Raw genomic sequence first — 18307 nt, forward strand, 5'->3', positions numbered from 1 at the left:
CCGGCCCAGCGGAACACGCGACCGCGCGTGTCGCGGATTGCCGCGGCCTCTTCGGTGGACCGCTGACAGGGGCGTGATCGGCAGCAGAATTCGGCGTGAACGGACCACCGATCGTCGGTATCCAGCCCGCTGCTTCCGGGCCCCGGTACGGGTCGGTTCAGTGCCGCGCCAGCGCGGCGACAGCGACCCCGACCAAGGTCAGCGCGCAACCGACCACGTCGATCACGCTCAGCCCGGCTCCGGTCGGGATGATCAGTTCGACCAGAACGGCGCCGATCAGTTGTCCGGCAATGGCGGTGAGCCCGAGCAGCAGCACGCCGACCCACCGGACGACCACGGCCGCGGTCGCGATGAACAGCACCCCGATGACGCCGCCCAGATAGAGCCAGGGGTCGGTCGGCAACGCGGACGGCAGCCCGCGGACGACCAGGCTGATGCCGGCGGCGAGGATCAGCGCGACGGTGCCGACGCCGAAGTTGATCGAGGCCGCGACGATCGGCCCACCGACCACCCCGACCCGGCCATTCACCGCCTGCTGCCAGGCCAGCCCGAAGCCGGCGATCGCGGGCAGCAGCGCCAGCACATAGGTCCGGGGTCCGCCGCCGAGGCCGTCGGCGCTGGCGATCACGACCGCCACCAGCGCGATCGCGGCTCCCAGCGCTCGACCTCGGGTGATCATGGCGCGGCCTGCCGGGCCGAGACCGATCCGGTCGACCCACAGGCTGCTCAGCAGCTGCCCGCCGACGACCGCGACGGTGAAGGTGGCGACGCCGATGGTGGTCACGGCCACGCCCTGGGCGGTGACCAGGAAGGCACCGGAGACGCCGCCGAGCAGCTGCCACCAGACCAGCCGCCGGTCGGCGACGGCCCGACGGACCTCGGTCAGCCGGGCGCGGATCGAACGACGTGCCAGCAGGATGATCGCCAGCAGCACCAGGCCGGTACCGAAGCTGATCAGCGCAGCGACGATGCCGTTCTGCAGCCGGGTCCCGAGGGCACCGTTGATCCGGGACTGGACGGCGATCAGCAGGCCGGTGCCGAACGCCAGCGACAGGCCGAGCACCCGCAGTCCGGAGGACACCGCACTGGTGGCGCTCTGCTGGCTCGTCACATTCCTCCCTCGTTCGACGCTGCTCGATGGCGTACCCGATCACGTCAGCCCCCACCACATCAGCGAGGCCGGATCGGGCGGCAGCCGGTCAGCGGCCGAAGCGCCGTTCGCGTTGGTTGTAGGCGCGCAACGCCCGGATGAAGTCGACCTTGCGGAAGTCCGGCCACAACGCCTCACAGAAGTAGAACTCGCTGTGCGCCGACTGCCACATCAGGAACCCGGACAGCCGCTGCTCGCCGGAGGTGCGGATGATCAGGTCGGGGTCGGGCTGGCCGGCGGTGTAGAGGTGGCCGGCGATGTGGTCGATCTCCAGGGTCTCGGCCAGCTCCGAGATCGACATCCCCTGCTTGGCCTTCTCGGCCAGCAGTGAGCGGAACGCGTCCCGCAGCTCGTGCCGTCCGCCGTACGAGACGGCGATGTTGATCATCATCCCGTCCAGATCACGGGTGTCGGTCTCGGCTCGCCGCAGCACCTCGGCCGAATCGGCCGGGATCAGGTCCAGCGCGCCGAGCGGATGCACCCGCCAGCGGCGTTGGGCGGCCAGATCGGTGACCAGATCCTCGATCACCCGCAGCAGCGGTGCCAGCTCCTCACCGTCCCGGGCGAAATTCTCCGTCGACAGCACCCACAACGTGACCGTCGGGATCCGGACCTCGTCGCACCAGGTGACGAACTCCTTCAGCTTGTCCGCACCGGCCCGGTAGCCGACAGCGAGCGGCTGCCCGGGCGCGTTGGCGCGGGCCCAGCGACGGTTGCCGTCGGCCAGTACGGCGATGTGCTGCGGCAGTTGATCATGGTCGAGCTCACCGATCAGACGGTGTTCATAGGTCGAATACAACCAGCTCGAGGGGTGCAGGCGGTCGACAATCTCGCGCACCCGATCGACTCCTGCCACGGAGTGCAGACTACGCCGCTCCGCTGGTCGCCGTCAGCGCCCCCGCCGCGGAGATGTCAGAACGCGGTCGCGTGATGGCCATCGACGTTCCGACATCCCCCGCGTTCGGGGGTGCGCTGAGGATTGCCGAAGTTCACAGCGGACCCTCACCCGGCGTTCATGGGTTTGTTGATCGGCGCTGGCTACCGTCGGAGTGGATCGGCCACGTACGGTGGCCGACGATGACGGGGCCACCGGGTGTCCCGATCCGCTCGTGAGAGCCGGCGAAGATCCGTTCCTGAGATCTGAGGAGGACTGATGGCTACCAGCCTCGAGCAGCGCCCGCCCGAGCCCGAATCCGTGGTTGACGCCCAGCAACCGGCCCCGCCGGTCGGCCATGAAACGCCCGGTGAGACCGCTGCTCGGCTGGTCAAGCCACGGCTGCGGGGCTGGCTGCACGCCGCCATCACCCCGCTCGCCTGCGCCGCCGGGATCGTCCTGATCTGCCTGGCACCGACCGCTGCCGGCAAGGTCGGCGGTGCCGTGTTCCTGGCGGCCGCGCTGCTGCTGTTCGGCACCAGCGCCTTGTTCCACCGGTTCAACTGGGGTGTCACCGGGGTCGGGATCCTGCGCCGACTGGACCACTCCAACATCTACCTCTTCATCGCGGCGTCCTATACGCCGTTTGCCCTCGGGCTGCTCGAGGGGCGTTCGCAGACGTTGCTGCTGGTGTTGATCTGGGGTGCCGCGGTGCTCGGACTGTTCTTCCGAACCTTCTGGCTGAGCGCCCCACGCTGGCTCTACACCCTGTTGTACGTGGTGGTCGGTCTCTCGCCGGCCGGCTGGATGCCGCAGTTCGCTGCCCACGGCGGTCCGGCGGTCTTCACTCTGATCCTGGTCGGCGGCGGGCTGTACGTGGCCGGTGCGATCATCTATGCGACCAAGCGGCCCGACCCGTCGCCGCGCTGGTTCGGCTTCCACGAGGTCTTCCACTCCTGCACGATCGGCGCCTTCGTCAGCCACTACATCGCCATCTCGATGGTCACCTACGCCGCCTGATCGGCTGCCGCTCACCCCGGCGCGCTGACCGATCCGCCGCTACCGGGGAAGGTTGCTGAGCTCGGCGAGCATGGCTTCCTCGTCGGTGACCGGTAGCCGGCAGACGAAGCCGTGGCAGACGTACGCGGTCGGTTTGCCGTCGATCATCGTCCGACCGGCGAGCAGTGGTACGCCATCGGCATCGGGTCGGCCGAGGACGACCACCGAGCCGGCGGGTGCCACCCGGCGCGCCCGGTCCGCCATCGAACGGGCCGGCGGATCGTCCGGATCACCGACGACGGCGATTTCGGCCGCAGGGACTGCGGTCCGGGTGACCACGTCGGCGAGCAGCCAGCCGGCGAATCGGGGGGCGGCCGTGACCAACCTGGCCGCCGAACCGGCGGCCCGTTCGGACCGGGCGGCCAGGTCCAGTTCACCGCTGTAGGCAGCGAGCCGAGCGAAGGCGTGAACGGCCGAGCTCAGGCCCGACGGCGTCGCGTTGTCGGTGGGGTCCTTCGGCCGGTTGATCAGGCTCTCGGCGTCGTCGGCGGTGTCGTAGAACCCGCCGTCGGGTGCATCGAAATGATCGGCCAGCACCGTCAGCAGGCGTCGCGACCGACGCGCCCAGATCGGGTCGCCGGTCACTTCCGCCAACCGGACGAACGCCAACGCGACCAACGCGTAGTCGTCGGCATTGCCGTCGGTCCGGCCGACGACGCCGTCCCGAGATGTCCGCCGCAGCCGACCGTCGACCCAGTGTAGCTCCCAGATGGCCGTGGCCGCGCGGACCGCGGCGGTTACCCAGTCCGGTCGCTGCAGCAGCGCACCCGCAAAGGCCAGGGCATCGATCACCAGACCGTTCCAGGCCGCGATGATCTTGTCATCACGGGCCGGCCGAGACCGGTTGCCGCGCGCCGTGGCCAGCAGCCTCCGAATCCCCGACCATCGCGGATCCTGCTCGGCGTCGGGGTCTCGCAACTGCAGGGTCGACCTGCCGTCGTCGGCGGTGCCGGCCTCGGTGACCCGGCACCGGTCGACGGTGAAGTCGAGGAGTTCTTGATCACCGAGGGCCGCTTCCAGATCCGATCGGTCCCACAGGTAGTAGGCGCCCTCGGTCAGGGTGCCGTCCGGACCGGGCGAGTCGGCATCCAGGCTGGCGGCGAACGCCCCCTGTTCGGTGATCATCTCCCACAGCAGCCATTCGACGGTCTGGTTGATCACCGATTCGATCCGCGGATGTCGGGTGAGACGCCAGTCGTGCAGGTAGAGACCGAGCAGCAGACCGTTGTCGTACAACATCTTCTCGAAGTGCGGCACCACCCAGCCGGAGTCCACGCTGTAGCGGGCGAAGCCGCCGGCGAGCTGGTCGTAGATGCCGCCGGACGCCATCGCCATCAGCGTCTCGTGGGCGATGAAGCGCGCCTGGTCACGGACCCGATCCTCGACGTTGCTGACCGACAGCCGCAGCAGACCTTCCAGCACCGTCGACGGCGGGAATTTGGGTGCGCCGCCGAACCCACCGTGTTGCTGGTCGTAGTCGCCGATCAAGGTGTCCAGCACCGTACCAAGATCATCTCGCCCGACTGATCCGGCGATGTCGGCTACCGCTCCCTCGCTGAGCCGACGGGTGATGTCGGCCGCTCCGGAGCGGATGTCGTCGCGTCGTTCGGACCACGCTTCGGCGACGGCGTCGAGCACCTGCCCGAACGACGGCAGGCCGTGCAGCGGCTGTTTCGGGTAGTAGGTGCCGGCCTGGAACGGATCACCGTCCGGGGTCAGGAACACCGTCATCGGCCAGCCGCCCTGCCCCGTCATCGCCTGGGTGGCCTGCATGTAGACCGCATCGACATCCGGCCGTTCCTCCCGGTCGACCTTGATCGGCACGAAGTTGGTGTTGATCTTGGTCGCGGTGGGCAGGTCCTCGAAGGATTCGTGCGCCATCACGTGACACCAGTGGCAGGCGGCGTACCCGACCGACAGCAGGATCGGCACATCCCGCCGCCTGGCCTCGGCGAGCGCCTCGTCGGTCCACTCCCACCAGTCGACGGGATTGTGGGCATGCTGGAGCAGGTACGGGCTCGTCGCGCCTGCCAACCGGTTTACCACCTGAACCACTCCGCATCCGTGAACGTGCATCAGTCGCTGCTCTGATGCACGGGCCGACATCAGAGGCGTTCGTCCTCGACACGAGGACAACACCCACCGCCAGCCTAGGACGACGCGCCAGATCGCTCGTCAGAAGGCGGTGCTTTGCCGGCATCTGATACGGGTGATCGACACCGAATGCATCGCGGCGAGGACGAGGTCTCGATGATCAACCGCGCTGTCGGGCTTCCATGGTGATCGCCAGAGCCAGCAGCAAGATGTCGTCGATCGACTGATCATGGACGGTGATCCGATACCAGTCGTCGAGGACCTTCGGCTTCTCGATGCTGAACCCGACCCCGCCCCGTTCGTCGACGAAATCGAAGTGATACTTGATCACGGCGTTGATCACCTGACCTGGGGCGTCGCCGAACAGTCCGATGAGGCGTCGGACCCGAGCGGTCGCGAGGCTGCGTTCGGTCCCGGTGAGTCGGCCCACCGTGGGCTGGTCGAACTGCCAGGTCGTCCGTTCCACCGACTTCCTCGGCAACACACCGAAGGTGCCGAGGCACTCTCCGGCGTTGTCGATCACCTCGTATCCGGTCAACGAGGCAACGAATCCCGCGCTGCTCTCCCGGACCACCGCGATCTGTTCGGTCCGCTCCTCATCGCGGTAGATGATGATCTCGTCGGCAGCCTTCAACTGCTTCTCGGCATAGCCCACCAGTGCACCCGGCTGCCCCGCGCCGTCATCGGCCGACAACCGGTACTTGCGTTTCAGCCCGAGCGAGATCTTGCGAACGTGGTACGTCGACGCCGTCACGGCCGTGACCCTACCCGGGGCAGCAACACGCGAGGATGAGCAGCGGCCCCGTCGGTAGCCGGGATGGCTGGAACGTCCACGCCGAGCCGACGTGCCCGATGCGCGAGCCGGGGCGCGCCGGATCAGCCGCGGTTGAGGTAGTGATCAAATACCCGTGCCGAGCCCCGACGTCGACGCGATATCCGCGGCACGTCTCCATATCGGTAGATGACCGCCGTGCCCTCATCGCCCTCCCGCAGATCGCCCCCGACAACTCGGCCGACGAACCCGAACTGCATCATCGGCCCGAACTCCAGCGGATCGCCGTCGCCGGTCGCCCGGTCGAACAGCCGGCACAGCTCTGCGGTCAACTCCACGGTCAGCCCGGTCTCTTCCTGTACCTCACGAACCGCGCATTCCTCGGGCGACTCCCCGAACTCCACGATTCCGCCCGGCAGCCCGCACGGCTCCTGTTCATCACAACCAGGCGGATGGATCATCACCAGGCCATCATCGGACTCGACGACGACCAAGGCTCCGGCGTAGTTCGGCGGATAGTAGACCCAACCGCATGCGGAGCAGGTCGGGCGCTGGAACCGATTGACCTGATCACGCTGAGCAGGATCGAGGCGGCCCGCACACCGTGGGCAGAAGACATAGCGCAGGTGCTTCGGCGCAAGCTGCGGATAGTGCCCGGTCATGGCGGCAGTATCTCAACGCAGCGATCGATCGAGTACCGGTGCCGGGCCGCGGCCTGGCGTGGTCGGCCGCGGACCTCTACCGTCACCGTCATGTCGACACTCGAGTTCCGCCGGCCGCAGCCAGATCCGAAACCCCGGATGCCGCTGCTGGATCGGCTGCTGCGCCGCGACCGGGAGCCGGCCCCGGAACCCGAGCTGGTGCTCGATTCCGACGGCTTCACCGGTTACGGCGGACTCCGGGTGCCCTGGTCGGCTGTACGAGCCTGGCAGGTTGTCCACCATCACGCCGTATACCGCGACACACTCGGCGACCTCGAGGATGCGCCGGAGCTGTCCGAGGATCTCGAGCCGATCGAGATCGACGAATGGTTGGCGACGTTCGAGGTCGACGAGCCGGAACGATTCCTGGAGCCGTTGCCGCCGGAGGTGCGGGCGGTCTACCTGGACGATCGATTCGCACCGGTCCGGATCGGCCTGGACGGCTTGGATACTCCTGTTGCCGGCATCGTTGCGGAGATCGAGCGATTCATCGGCCGACCGCCGGTGCAACAATCGCGAACCAGCGCCTAGCGCGCGTCGCCACCTGCCTCGGATCGGGCCGCGCGGAAGCGTACCGACTCCGACATGTCCATCGGTCTCAGACCTGATGCTGCCCTCGTGGACCGCCGGACCTGGACACCATGCGGACCCATCTCAGCGCCAGCTGATGCAACGTCACACCGGCCAGGACGTTGACGAAACCAAGACCTGCTGCAGCGGCAATGTCCGGTGCCGATGGCGAGAGACCGCCGAGGAGAAGGACAACCGGCCACCCGATCGTGCCGAACACCAACGCCGAGCGCCACCAACGCCCCAACACCAGTCCGAGCAAGATCACGGTGGGAATCATGGCATTCTCCTCAGCCCGAGCCGTTCGCGCTGCTGTCCAACCTACGCCCGGGCAGGCACACTCCCGAGCTGCCGACCGGCCGTCAAGGTCGGTTCAGGACAGCGGCGGCGTCATGATCACTATGTCACCTCAGACTGGCCGCCAGCCCGCTGATCTCGTTTACTTGCTCGGATGTTTCGGTCCACGGTGGAGTCAGGCCATCACCGACGTAACGAGGCAGCAGATGCACGTGCAGGTGGAAGACATCCTGCCAACCCGCTGCGCGATTGCTCTGGAAGATCGACAGCCCATCCGGATGAAGGCGATCTTCCAGCCGCCTCGCCACCCGATGAACCGCCCGGCCCACTGCAGCGAACTCCGCTTCCCCGACGCTGAAGATATCGGCCGAATGCCGCCGAGGGATCACCAGGCTATGGCCCAGCGTCGCGGGCGCAAGATCGAGGAACGCCACCGAGTGATCATCGGAGTAGAAGACCTGATCCCACGGATCTTCCGAACCGATTCGACAGAACGTGCACCCGATCTCGTTCACAAGCTCGACTCCTCGTGTGTGAAGGCTGCCACGCCTAACCCTTTCCACACCCGACCGGCCGATTCCAGGATTGCTCTCAGTCCGATCTCGTCCATCAGAGCCTGGGCGGACGACTGGAGCCACGCCTGGCGATCGATCAGCTGCTCGACGTCGAGCCCGAGATCCTCTTGCTTCATCACTGCATCCTGTCAGAGCTGAAACCGTGCTCACATCGGATCGATGACCGGGCGCCAGGACCCGCAGGGAGGTTCGGCCCCGGGCTGACGGGCATCCCCGATCCACCGACGTCAGCAATACCAACGGAAACGCCGCCGACTTGTGTCGCACACGGGATCGGTCGCCGGGCCGTTGGTTCAGTGCCGTACGTCAGTGGGTCTGTTCCTCGAGAATGTGGAATCGATTCGGGTCAAGGGTGAAGCGGAAGATGGTGCCGACGCAGGTCATCCCAGCTGCCTCCAGAGTCGGCCGGGACTCCCAGTTCCCCGCCCCACAACCGGCGACAGGTGTCTGTTGGTTCCCCAGAACTTCCTGGCAGGCGAGCGCCAGGATGGACCGACCGATTCCTCTCCTTCGCGAGCCAGGGTCGGTGAACATGCCGACGTCCACCCGTTGCCCGTTCAGGATGTGTGGCACCAGGATCGCGATGCCGACCTCCGTTTCGTGCAGCCGGGCCACCCTCACCACACCGGAGTCGACGAGATCGGTGAAGTTCGGCTGGAAGCCGGTGCCGTCGAGATAGGCCAGATCCGCTACCGACGCCATGTGCAGGGCGAGACCCGGAACAGGACTGCGCAGGTCCTCGGGCCGGAGCAGCTCGAACTGGTAAGCCTGATTGGCAATGTCACTCGCGAAATTACCGAACAGGTCGACGTGATGTCGATCCCAGGACGCGGCATATGCTTCGGTCGCGCCGGTGTCCTCCAGGAGCCGCTCGACGATCTGGCGGTCGAGTCTCTTGGCTGCAGGGTCGAGAGTGCAGAGCGATAGACCGGTGTTGTCGACCCCCGCGACGCCGACGCGTTGGCCGTCGACCTCGATGGCCAGATGGCGAGCACCGAGCTGCTTGGCAGGCATGAAGAAGTCGCCGCTGAAAGCCTGTGCCCGATGGTGGTCCTCAATGGCTGCTCGTGCGGTCGCCGCGTCCGTCTCAGGCAATCGGATGTCCACATCGAATCTGATCACTGGCCCAGGCTGCCGCACCAGTGCGATTCCTGTCGCGCCATTTTGACTGGGCGCGCTACCACCGGCACCGGAACATCCTGCTGAGACAGCCAACGACGCCGCCCATCCCACGAACTACCCGGCGTTGGTGAAGACCTGGCGGAGTGCCGTCGACGTTCCCGCGGGAACGCCTCGAGCACAGCTCAGCCGCCCGCGAGGGATCGGCATTCCTGCGGTGGGCACTCCAAGGCTGGCAGAATCCTCCCTGCCTCCGATCAGACTGTCAACGTCGACATGAAGGGTCCCGGATCTCACGGTGAAGCAAGATAGAGCCCCGCTGAGTGGTGGGTTTTCGAGTTGATTCTCGGTGTCTAGTTGCCGGTCTCGATCGCGGCAACGGGTCCAGTATCGCTGTCGGGGCGGAGTTTGGCCATGCTGGTTTCGGAGAGGTAGCGGCGTTCGGCGACTTGCCATTCGTCGTGGAGGTCGTTGACCACGGCGCCGACGAGGCGGATGACGCTGGCCTCGTTGGGGAAGATTCCGACGACGCGGGCGCGGCGTTTGATCTCGCGGTTGATCCGTTCGATCGGGTTGGTCGACCAGATCTTGGCCCAGTGACTACGGGGGAACGTGGTGAAGGCAAGGACTTCGGCTTTCGCGTCGTCCATCAGCGGACCGATCTTGGGAAAGGTTTGCGCGAGTTGGTCTCGGACTTGGTCCCAGACCGCTGCAGCTGCTGTTGGGTCGGGTTGGGCGAACGCGGTTCGGAACACCGAGGCGACCATGTCCTTGTGGGACTTGGGCACCAGCGCGAGCAGGTTGCGGGCGAAGTGGACCCGGCAGCGTTGATGCGCCACCCCTTGAAACTGCCGGTCCAGAGCGGCGACCAGACCGGCGTGTTGGTCGGAGATGAGCAGTTGGACTCCGGACAGGCCACGCTCGCGCAGGGTGCGGAGGAAACCGCGCCAGAACACCTCGTCCTCGCTGTCGCCGACGTCGATACCGAGGATCTCCCGGCCGCCGCTGGCGGTCACCCCGGTCGCCACCACCACGGCCATCGAGGTGACCTGTCCGGTGCGTCGGACATGCAGGTAGGTCGCGTCGAGGAACACGTAGGGAAAGCTGGTGTGGTGCAAGGGCCGGGTCCGGAACGCGGTGACTTGCTCGTCCAGACCGGCACAGATCCGGCTCACTTCGGACTTGCTGATACCGGTCCCGATGCCCAAAGCGACGACAAGATCGTCGACTGCACGGGTCGAGACACCGTTCACCCAGGCCTCCATCACCACCGCATACAAGGCCTGATCGATCCGCCGTCGGCGTTCCAAGATCACCGGGAAGAACGATCCCTGCCGCAGCTTCGGGATCTGGAGCTGAACATCACCGGCCTGGGTGGAGACCAGCCGCGGACGAGATCCGTTGCGCTGAGTCGTGCGTGTGTCGGTGCGTTCATACGGGCCGGCGCCGATCTGTTCGGTCGCTTCGGTCTCGATCAGTTCCTGCATCACCATCCGAACCGATTCCCGGATCAGGTCAACGCCTTCACCGGCACGAAACGCTGCAAGCAGCTCGGATGCGACAGACTGGGACAACGCCATCGGTGGGACCATCCTTCAGTGAGTACTTGGCGGTACACACCGAGAATCCCGCCGGTGGCGCCCTCAACAGCGACGACTCACCGAACCCCGAAACCCCACCACTCCAAGGGACTCACACACGTGAAGCAATCGCCCGACGAGCGACACGAGGGTCACGACGCGACTCTCATTGGCCGCGAGGAGACGCTGCAAATTGCTGAGCGGGCGCGGAAGCCATCGGGCAGCACCGTGCATCAAGTCCGCGTCACACTGGAACTCACCCCATCGTCGGAGTCGCACAACGGCTACGTTCTTCGAGACCGATTCGTCGGCATCCAGGACCAGCACGGCGAGGTCGTCGAGGGACGAGTAGTCGGTCGCGCTGGTCGGCTCCGCTGGCAGACCATGGTTGTCCTGATCCAGGATCCGATCGGCACCCTGCGACGGCTCGGGGCCACGGTTCACGGGCCGAAACACGACCGGTTCCTCTATCTGAGCTGGCCAGCTTCCGGCGACGGTTGGGGCGGGATGCGTGCCAAGATCCAGTTGCGGTACGCCGATCCTCTGGTCCCTCAAATCGTCGCAGCTCAGCAACCGTCACTGATCGCCGACGTGACTGACCGCATGCCGCACGACCGAACACCGGTCCCGTGGGAAGTTCGAGATCTCGCGACCTAGCGCCAGACCGTCGGGACACCCACGGAGTCTCAGCTCGGCGGCACTGCCCGATGGAGGTTCGGTGGCGGGCCCCACCCGCCGACAGACCATCGCGAGCAGGCCATCAGGGCAGGCTCACCGGGCACGCCGACAAACGCGCAATCGCTGTGTCAATAGGGATCGCTCACCGGGCACTGACTGGTCATCAGACTGTCCTGAGACGCAGGCGGACATCGATCGACGATCGGGCAGAGTGATCATTTCGTCGTACGAGTTCGCTCCTGGGTGCCGAAATCGCCCCCGGTTCACCCACTGGTACAACATCCTCGATCGGTTCCGGTCTCGACTGCCGTGTGCTCATCACCGAGATGCGAACCTTTGGTGGGATCAGATGTACCGGACTCCGGCCACGCCGCACTGACCTCGCGCCGCAGAATCGTCGCCGCCCCCGGTCGATCAACAGGACACGGCGCGGGCACCGCGCAGCACCTGCCGGACTCGGCCCGGGCTGACACCAGTCTCTCGGCGCATGACGCGGCTGAAATGGGCCTGGTCACTGAAGCCGAGTGAGACGGCGAGCCCGGCGAGGTCGGTCTCCCCCTCGTCGATCCGCTGCAGGGCCCGACTGATCCGGACCCGGTTGCGATAGCGGCTGACGGACTGGCCGATGTGGTGGCAGAAGGTGCGACTCAGATGGGCCGGCGACGATTGCAGCAGATCGGCGAGAGCGACCAGGCTCGTGACGCTCGGATCGTCGGCGAGCATCGCTTCCCGAGCTCGGTCGGCGAGGTCGTAGCTGCCCGGCGTCGGCGCCTCGTTCGGGGCCTGCCGAATCGCCAACTGCAACAGGGTGACGACGGCCTCGGCGGCCTCGAAATCCGGATCAGCGGTGCTGTGCAGCAGCTTCCGATGCGCCAGCTCGAGTCGGCCGTCCACGTGGACCGGCAGTGCCCGCCTGCTGTCGATCCCGACGTCCAACGCGTCACCAGGAAGGCTGATCGAGGTGCAGACGTCACCGCCGGCGGGGTGGGCGAACGACGTTTCCCGCCCCGCCGGGTGTAGGTAGCCGGTGGTCGGATCGACGGTGGACGCCCGACCGCCGGATCGGACCCGGAATCGCCCCCGATGGACCAGCACGACCTCGGCGTCTCCGGACGTCTCCGGTGTGGACCACCGCACATGGTGATCGGAACACTCGACCGACCGGACCGCGAAGTACGGGCTCGCCACCAGACTCCTCGACCTGCGCACCCGACGAATCTATCCATAGCCACCGACACTCGTCCGGCCACGAGCACCCGCATATTCGTTCAAGACCTGCCCGGCGTCTCCGGAGACGATCGTTGGTGTGCCCAGTATTCGTCCGGTCGATGCCGGAGGCCGCCGCGGCGTGCTGCTCGCCGTCCTGCTGACCGGCCAGGTGATGGCATCGATCGACGGATCGATCGTGTCGGTCGCGGCACCGACGATCCAGGAAGGGCTGGACGCGACGGGTGCCGAGATCCAGCTGATCGTCTCGGGATATCTGCTGACCACCGGCGTGCTGTTCGTCACCTGCGCACGACTGGGTGACGTGATCGGGCATCGTCGCGCGTTCATGATCGGACTGGGCTGGTTCACGATCGCGTCGTTGCTCTGCGGATCGGCAGTCAGCCCGATCATGCTCATCCTCACCCGCTTGCTCCAGGCCGGCGGTGCGGCCCTGCTGATGCCGCAGGTATTTTCCCTGATCCACCGCCAGTGGGACGGGATCGCCCGACGCCGAGCGATCGGCGTCTACAGCACTGTGCTGGCTCTCGGTGTCGTCCTCGGGCAGGTCGGTGGCGGAGTGGTCGCCGGCGCCGACCTGTTCGGGCTCGGCTGGCGGCCGGTGTTCTTGATCAACGTGCCGATCGGTCTGATCACCCTTCTGATCGGCGCACGGGTGATGCCGGTCACCCGGCGGGAGACCGCCGCTCGTCTGGACCCGCTCGGCGTCGTCCTGCTGACCGCGGCGATGATCGCGATCACCGTGCCCCTCACGATCGGGCAGGAACGCGGCCGGCCGATCTGGTCCTTGATCATCCTCGGTGTCGGTGCGGTCCTGCTCGTGATCTTCGTCCGCTACGAGATGAGGGCACCGCATCCGGTGCTCGACCTGGCCGCACTGCGACCGAGAGCGGTCCGACAGGGACTGCTGGCGTGCTGCATCGTGATGGGCTGCTACACGGCGTTCCTGCTCACCTTGACCCTTCATCTGCAGGGCCGGCTGGGTTTCACTCCACTGCAGGCCGGGATCGCGTTCGTCCCGTACGCGGTCGGTTTCGGCGCTCTCAGCCTGACCTGGAACGCCTACCCCGTCTGGCTGCAACGCAGCCTCCCGGTGGCCGGACCGATCGCCTGCGCCGCAGGAATGATCTTGGTGGTAGCGCTTTTCCGCGAGAACTGGCAGCCGGGCGGATCTGCACCACTGCTCGTCCTGGCCGGTGCCGGTCACGCCGCCGGATACAGTCCGCTGATCGCGCGGATCACCGCGGGGATCGACCCGCGGCTGGCATCGGCGATCTCGGCGCTCAACTCGACCGGCCCGACGTTGGCCGAAGTCGTCGCCGTCGCAGGTCTCGGCAGCCTCTACTTCGCCGCGGCGGACTCTGCCGACGGTCTGCTGCAGGTCACTGCCATGATCTTCCTGCTGTTGATCATCGGCGCGTTCTTCGCGGCATCGGCGCTGATCGTCCGACGGCGATCATCTACTGCTGAATCGTCAGCTGACGCACCCGACGCTGGAGCCAGGCGATGACCACTCCGATACCGGCGAGGACGCCACCGGCGACGAACGGGAGTCCAGGATGGCCTGCGGTGGCGACCGCGCCGGTCACGGCCAGTGACAGCGGCGATCCGAACTCCATCGTCAACTCGAACAGAGCATTGGCCCGCCCGACCTGCTCCCGAGGCACGTTGGTGGTGATCAGTGCGTAGGACACCGATCCGCTGGATCCCGAACACACGCCCATCACGATCGCCAGCACCAGCGTCACGACGTAGCTGGTCGTGAGGCCGATGCCGATCAGACACACCGCCATGCCCGTCGTCCCGGCCAACATCACCAGGGCGTAGCCGCGGCGCAGCGGCCGAGCGATGAGCGTGAAGCCTGCTGCGGCTGCACCGGCACCGAACCCGGCCAGGACCCAACCGGCACCGTCGGCGCCCCACCCTCGTTGCGCCGCCATCACCGGAATCCCGGCGGTGACCGGACCGGCGAAGCCGATGTTCAGCAGGGCGACCATCAACAGCACGCTCCCCACCCCACGGGCACGGCGGACGGTACGCAGTCCGTCCAGTGCGTCGACGAACAACTGCTTGGGGCTGTAACTCGCCGTACTTCGGTCTCCGCCGGTTCGCGCGATCGGCGACAACCGGATGACGGGCAGACAGAGAACGCCGGCCAGGAACAGGATCCCGGCCACGGCAAACCCACCGGCTGGGCCGCCGGCGGCCACCACCGAGCCGGCGACCGCGTTGCCGATCAAGATCGACATCCGGATCACCACCGTACGCAGCGCACCGACCCGCTGCTGACCCGACTCACTGCCGGTTGCGATGTGGGTCGGCATCGACGTCGCACTCGGCTGGAAGATGCCGTCCAGGCAGCCGGCGACCAGCGCGATGATCACCAGCAGCGGCACCGAGTAGTGCCCCACCGACAGCACGACCGCCATCGCCACCATCAAGATCATCCGGCCGATGCCGGTGACGGTCATCGACACCCGCGGATGACTGACCCGGTCCGCGACGGCGCCGCCGAACAGCAGCATCACCACCCGAGCGACCGACACCGCCGCGACGACCGCCGCCACCGACGCCGGACTACCCGATCGCAGCGCGGCAAACGTCAGGGCGAGGGTGAAGACCTGATCGGCCAGCAACGAGAATCCGAAGCCGCCGACCCAGCCGGCGAGGCTCAGCCGCCACCGGCTCTGCAGTTGTGTCACCGGTGTGTGCTCCGGTGTCGTCGGAACTCCCCCGGCGTCTGACCGGTCCATCGTCGGAAGGCCTGCACGAACCCCGACGGGGTGGCGTAACCGAGCTGACGGGCGGTGGCCTCGATCGCCCCACCCGGCCCCTCGAGACGGTCCATCGCCTGCGCCACGATCAGCTCGGCGGCCATCTGACGAAACCCGGTGCCGTCGGCTGCCAAGGCTCGCCGCAGATTGCAGCGCAGCATGACGTCATCACTGATGTCGTACGACCGCGCTGTCCGCAGCAGATCGTGCGCTCTCATCGCACTACGCGGGATGGTCACATCGCGCATCGTGGGATTATAGGAGGCTGGTACCGAACACCACCCACCTCGTGCAGGGCAGGGATGGCCCGATTTCGACATCAGCCGCCCGCCATCGGGCCGGCTACCGACCACCGGGATGCGGCGTCGGAGACCATACGGGCTCCAGATCGGTTGTCGCGCCGCAAGCCTGCACCCGTCAGGTGGGACGATGGAGACCAGCCCATCGGGAGGTGCTGCGATGACCGACGGCGTATCCGAGATCCGAGCCGCGTACGACAAGACCGTCGCCGCAGCCACGGCGCGGATCAAGTACGCGACAGAGATGACCTGGCGGATGCCGAGGCTTCCGGAACCGAAGCAGCGCAGCGCCGTCCGACAGGCCATGATCAACATCGCCAAGAGCGCCGGCAAGACGGTGGGCAAGGGGGCATGGCGGCTGGCGACCCGCAAACACGATTTTCGGCATCAGGAGGCCGACGGGTTCATCGACTGTGCCGGTCGTCGATGGATGCTCGACTACGGCAGCTATGCGCGGCTGCACATCGATGATCAGGAATGGAGTGGGCGGTCCGGGCGGCCGCTGACGACGCTTCCGGCCGATCCGCCGAGGACGACATCTCCACTGTGGCTGATCGATCTGGTCCGCGGCGTCGATGCCGCCGATGATCACGGATCGACCGACATCGACGGACAGCAGTGGCACCGGTTCGACGTCACCGCGGATCTGTCCCGCGCCGCAGCCACCCAGAGTGCTGCGATGCCCAGCCCGGCCCGGGACCGCTACGAGCAACTGCTGGCACTTCCGTTCCAGCTCTGGATCGGCGACGGCTACCTGCGACGGATCCGATTCGCCGCGGACAACTCCGTCACCGAGATCACGCTCAGCGATTTCGGCGCCCAGCTCGATGATCTTGACTGGAGCCGGCTGCCGACCTTCCGATCACCGGATGAAGCGGCCGCGGTTCGCGAGCTGCACGAGGCTGACGACGGTGAGCAGCCGGACCAGCAGTCCGAGCCGGCCGAGCGGGAAACGTAGAGTGGTCGGCATGCGCATCGCAATCGTCGGCGGTCACGGCAAGATCGCCCTGCAGCTGCACCCGCTCCTGGTCGCGGCCGGCCACACCCCGGTCGCCCTGGTCCGATCGGAGGACTATCGGTCCGAGCTGGAGCAGTTCGGCGCCGAGGTCGGCCTGTTGGACATCGAACGGCAGTCCGCTGCCGACTTCGCGACCGCGTTCGACGGCTGCGAGGCCGTGGTCTTCACGGCGGGCGGTGGACCGGACGGCAACAAGGAACGCAAGCGGACCGTCGACCTGGAAGGTTCGCTCAAATCGATCGATGCGGCCCGGAGTTCCGGGATCCGGCGCTTCGTCCAGGTGTCGGCCTACGGCGCCGACGATCCGGTCGCCGACGATGCCGGCGACGTCTGGCGGGCCTACGTCGAGGCCAAGCGAGACGCCGACGCGGCGCTGCGGGACAGCGAGCTGGACTGGACGGTGCTGCGCCCCGGCGGCCTCACCGACGGTGCCGGCACCGGCCTGATCGGGTTGGCGGATCGACTGCCCCGCGGCCAGATCCCGCGCGCCGACGTCGCCGCCGTGATCACCGCCGTCCTGCCGAACGCCGCAACCGTGGGCCGGCAATGGGAACTGATGTCCGGCGACGTGCCGATCAGCGACGCGATTGCTGCCGCCGTGGGCATTGCCTGAGCCTGACGAGCAACCGCATCCAGCCGTCTACGTCAGGCGGATGCGGGCCTGGCCGTCGACCCAATCGAGCCCGCGCTCGGTGTCCTCGCCGGGTACGTACTCGGCGGCGATCAGCCCCTTGTATCCGTTGGAGGCAAGAGAATCCATGACAGTGGAGAAGTCGACGGTCCCGGTCCCGGGAGCTCCACGACCCGGGGCGTCCGCCAACTGCACATGCCCGATCCGGTCGGCGTACCGGTCGATGACCGCCGGGAGGTCTGCACCGTTGTTCGCCAGGTGGAAGGTATCGAACAGCAGCGCAATGTTGTCCTGACCCGCCGCTTCGCGAACCCGGTCGACGATGTCGATCGCCTGCTCGGCCGTCTCGATCGGATACGCCCCGTTCAGGTTCCGACTCAGAGGCTCGATCAGCACGGTACCGCCGACCTCGGCGAGCCGCTGAACTGCCAGTTCGAGATTCTCCAACGCAACGCGATCCTGCTCGGCCGGCTCCACGCCCGGCAGTCGTTGGCCGTAGAGCGCGTTGAATCCGCGTGCTCCGGTCCGTGCAGCGACCTCGACGACAACGTCGAGGTTGGCGCGGAACTCATCGCGCCGATGCGGAGCCGACAGCACTCCTCGTTCCCCGGCAGCCATGTCTCCGGCGAACAGGTTGAGGCCGGCCAGTGAGAGGTCCGCGCGTTCGACAGCGTCCAGGAACGCGGTCAGCTCCTGCCCTCCGCGCGGCGACGGGAAGGACCACCACGCCTCCACGGCAGTGAACCCGGCCTGTTTTGCCGCGTTCGGCCGTTCCAGGAGGGGCAGTTCGTCAAAGAGAAGGGAGACGTTGGCGACAAGATCCCATCGAACCGCCTCGTCCCCGACAACATCTCGTGCACTCACCGTTGACCTCCCTCGTTCCGGATCG

The 18307-nt window shown here is 67.0% G+C and carries 20 protein-coding genes; 6 read left to right on the forward strand and 14 right to left on the reverse strand.

Features of this window, described 5'->3' with window-relative positions:
* Nucleotides 1-157: 157 nt before the first annotated feature.
* Together BLU38_RS06315 and BLU38_RS06320 are read right to left on the reverse strand one after the other, a co-directional pair.
* Nucleotides 158-1111 carry a DMT family transporter gene (locus BLU38_RS06315; RefSeq protein ID WP_231920200.1) on the reverse strand — a complete coding sequence of 318 codons (954 nt, stop codon included), beginning with the start codon at nt 1109-1111 and terminating at the stop codon, nt 158-160.
* Between the two features lie 88 nt (nt 1112-1199).
* Nucleotides 1200-2006: an isoprenyl transferase gene (locus BLU38_RS06320; protein WP_407939651.1), complete on the reverse strand. Its 807-nt coding sequence runs from the start codon at nt 2004-2006 to the stop codon at nt 1200-1202.
* 297 nt (nt 2007-2303) lie between these two features.
* Between BLU38_RS06320 and trhA the strand changes: the two genes are divergently transcribed.
* Nucleotides 2304-3044 (forward strand): PAQR family membrane homeostasis protein TrhA, encoded by a 741-nt coding sequence (gene trhA, locus BLU38_RS06325; RefSeq protein ID WP_091521591.1) that lies wholly within the window; start codon nt 2304-2306, stop codon nt 3042-3044.
* A gap of 39 nt (nt 3045-3083) precedes the next feature.
* Here trhA and BLU38_RS06330 read toward each other — a convergent pair whose 3' ends face one another.
* From BLU38_RS06330 to BLU38_RS06340, 3 genes are all read right to left on the reverse strand, one after another.
* Nucleotides 3084-5117 (reverse strand): thioredoxin domain-containing protein, encoded by a 2034-nt coding sequence (locus tag BLU38_RS06330; RefSeq protein WP_231920201.1) that lies wholly within the window; start codon nt 5115-5117, stop codon nt 3084-3086.
* Between the two features lie 220 nt (nt 5118-5337).
* Nucleotides 5338-5931 (reverse strand): hypothetical protein, encoded by a 594-nt coding sequence (locus tag BLU38_RS06335; protein ID WP_091521595.1) that lies wholly within the window; start codon nt 5929-5931, stop codon nt 5338-5340.
* A 122-nt stretch (nt 5932-6053) separates the two neighbouring features.
* The gene (locus tag BLU38_RS06340) at nt 6054-6611 is read right to left on the reverse strand and encodes an NUDIX hydrolase (RefSeq protein WP_091521598.1); all 558 of its coding nucleotides are present in this window, start codon (nt 6609-6611) and stop codon (nt 6054-6056) included.
* Between the two features lie 90 nt (nt 6612-6701).
* On the opposite strand from BLU38_RS06340, the gene BLU38_RS06345 reads away from it, so the two are divergent.
* Nucleotides 6702-7181: a hypothetical protein gene (locus tag BLU38_RS06345; RefSeq protein WP_091521602.1), complete on the forward strand. Its 480-nt coding sequence runs from the start codon at nt 6702-6704 to the stop codon at nt 7179-7181.
* A gap of 67 nt (nt 7182-7248) precedes the next feature.
* On the opposite strand, the gene BLU38_RS06350 is transcribed toward BLU38_RS06345, so the two are convergent.
* The 5 genes from BLU38_RS06350 to BLU38_RS06370 all read right to left on the reverse strand — a co-directional run bounded on the left by BLU38_RS06350 (nt 7249) and on the right by BLU38_RS06370 (nt 10791).
* Nucleotides 7249-7500 carry a hypothetical protein gene (locus BLU38_RS06350; RefSeq protein WP_197680019.1) on the reverse strand — a complete coding sequence of 84 codons (252 nt, stop codon included), beginning with the start codon at nt 7498-7500 and terminating at the stop codon, nt 7249-7251.
* A 124-nt stretch (nt 7501-7624) separates the two neighbouring features.
* Nucleotides 7625-8032, reverse strand: a complete 408-nt coding sequence (locus BLU38_RS06355) for an HIT family protein (RefSeq protein WP_091521606.1) — start codon at nt 8030-8032, stop codon at nt 7625-7627.
* Complete coding sequence (locus tag BLU38_RS06360; RefSeq protein WP_091521609.1) at nt 8029-8208, reverse strand: hypothetical protein; 180 nt, start codon at nt 8206-8208, stop codon at nt 8029-8031. The genes BLU38_RS06355 and BLU38_RS06360 overlap by 4 nt, the downstream gene beginning before the upstream one ends.
* Before the next feature lie 190 nt (nt 8209-8398).
* The gene (locus BLU38_RS06365; protein ID WP_157683244.1) at nt 8399-9307 is read right to left on the reverse strand and encodes a GNAT family N-acetyltransferase; all 909 of its coding nucleotides are present in this window, start codon (nt 9305-9307) and stop codon (nt 8399-8401) included.
* Nucleotides 9308-9564: 257 nt separating this feature from the next.
* Nucleotides 9565-10791: an IS256 family transposase gene (locus tag BLU38_RS06370; protein WP_091532027.1), complete on the reverse strand. Its 1227-nt coding sequence runs from the start codon at nt 10789-10791 to the stop codon at nt 9565-9567.
* Between the two features lie 120 nt (nt 10792-10911).
* Between BLU38_RS06370 and BLU38_RS06375 the strand changes: the two genes are divergently transcribed.
* Entirely contained in the window at nt 10912-11448 is a 537-nt protein-coding gene (locus BLU38_RS06375) for a DUF5990 family protein (RefSeq protein WP_157683245.1), read from the forward strand.
* A 435-nt stretch (nt 11449-11883) separates the two neighbouring features.
* Here BLU38_RS06375 and BLU38_RS06380 read toward each other — a convergent pair whose 3' ends face one another.
* Nucleotides 11884-12678 carry a helix-turn-helix domain-containing protein gene (locus BLU38_RS06380; protein WP_197680020.1) on the reverse strand — a complete coding sequence of 265 codons (795 nt, stop codon included), beginning with the start codon at nt 12676-12678 and terminating at the stop codon, nt 11884-11886.
* A 97-nt stretch (nt 12679-12775) separates the two neighbouring features.
* Here BLU38_RS06380 and BLU38_RS06385 point away from each other — a divergent pair, with 97 nt between their 5' ends.
* Complete coding sequence (locus BLU38_RS06385; RefSeq protein WP_197680021.1) at nt 12776-14206, forward strand: MFS transporter; 1431 nt, start codon at nt 12776-12778, stop codon at nt 14204-14206.
* Here BLU38_RS06385 and BLU38_RS06390 read toward each other — a convergent pair.
* Nucleotides 14157-15398 carry an MFS transporter gene (locus BLU38_RS06390; protein WP_157683246.1) on the reverse strand — a complete coding sequence of 414 codons (1242 nt, stop codon included), beginning with the start codon at nt 15396-15398 and terminating at the stop codon, nt 14157-14159. The genes BLU38_RS06385 and BLU38_RS06390 overlap by 50 nt on opposite strands.
* Entirely contained in the window at nt 15395-15718 is a 324-nt protein-coding gene (locus tag BLU38_RS30765) for a helix-turn-helix domain-containing protein (protein ID WP_157683247.1), read from the reverse strand. Before BLU38_RS30765 ends, BLU38_RS06390 begins: the two co-directional genes overlap by 4 nt.
* Nucleotides 15719-15929: 211 nt before the next feature.
* Between BLU38_RS30765 and BLU38_RS06400 the strand changes: the two genes are divergently transcribed.
* Nucleotides 15930-16727 (forward strand): hypothetical protein, encoded by a 798-nt coding sequence (locus tag BLU38_RS06400; protein ID WP_157683248.1) that lies wholly within the window; start codon nt 15930-15932, stop codon nt 16725-16727.
* Between the two features lie 10 nt (nt 16728-16737).
* Nucleotides 16738-17400, forward strand: a complete 663-nt coding sequence (locus BLU38_RS06405) for an SDR family oxidoreductase (protein WP_091532031.1) — start codon at nt 16738-16740, stop codon at nt 17398-17400.
* 27 nt (nt 17401-17427) lie between these two features.
* Here the strand turns inward: BLU38_RS06405 and BLU38_RS06410 are convergent, their stop codons facing one another.
* Nucleotides 17428-18282: a hydroxypyruvate isomerase family protein gene (locus BLU38_RS06410; RefSeq protein WP_231920202.1), complete on the reverse strand. Its 855-nt coding sequence runs from the start codon at nt 18280-18282 to the stop codon at nt 17428-17430.
* Between the last annotated feature and the right edge of the window lie 25 nt (nt 18283-18307).

Source organism: Microlunatus soli (genome assembly GCF_900105385.1).
GTDB classification, from domain to species: domain Bacteria; phylum Actinomycetota; class Actinomycetes; order Propionibacteriales; family Propionibacteriaceae; genus Microlunatus; species Microlunatus soli.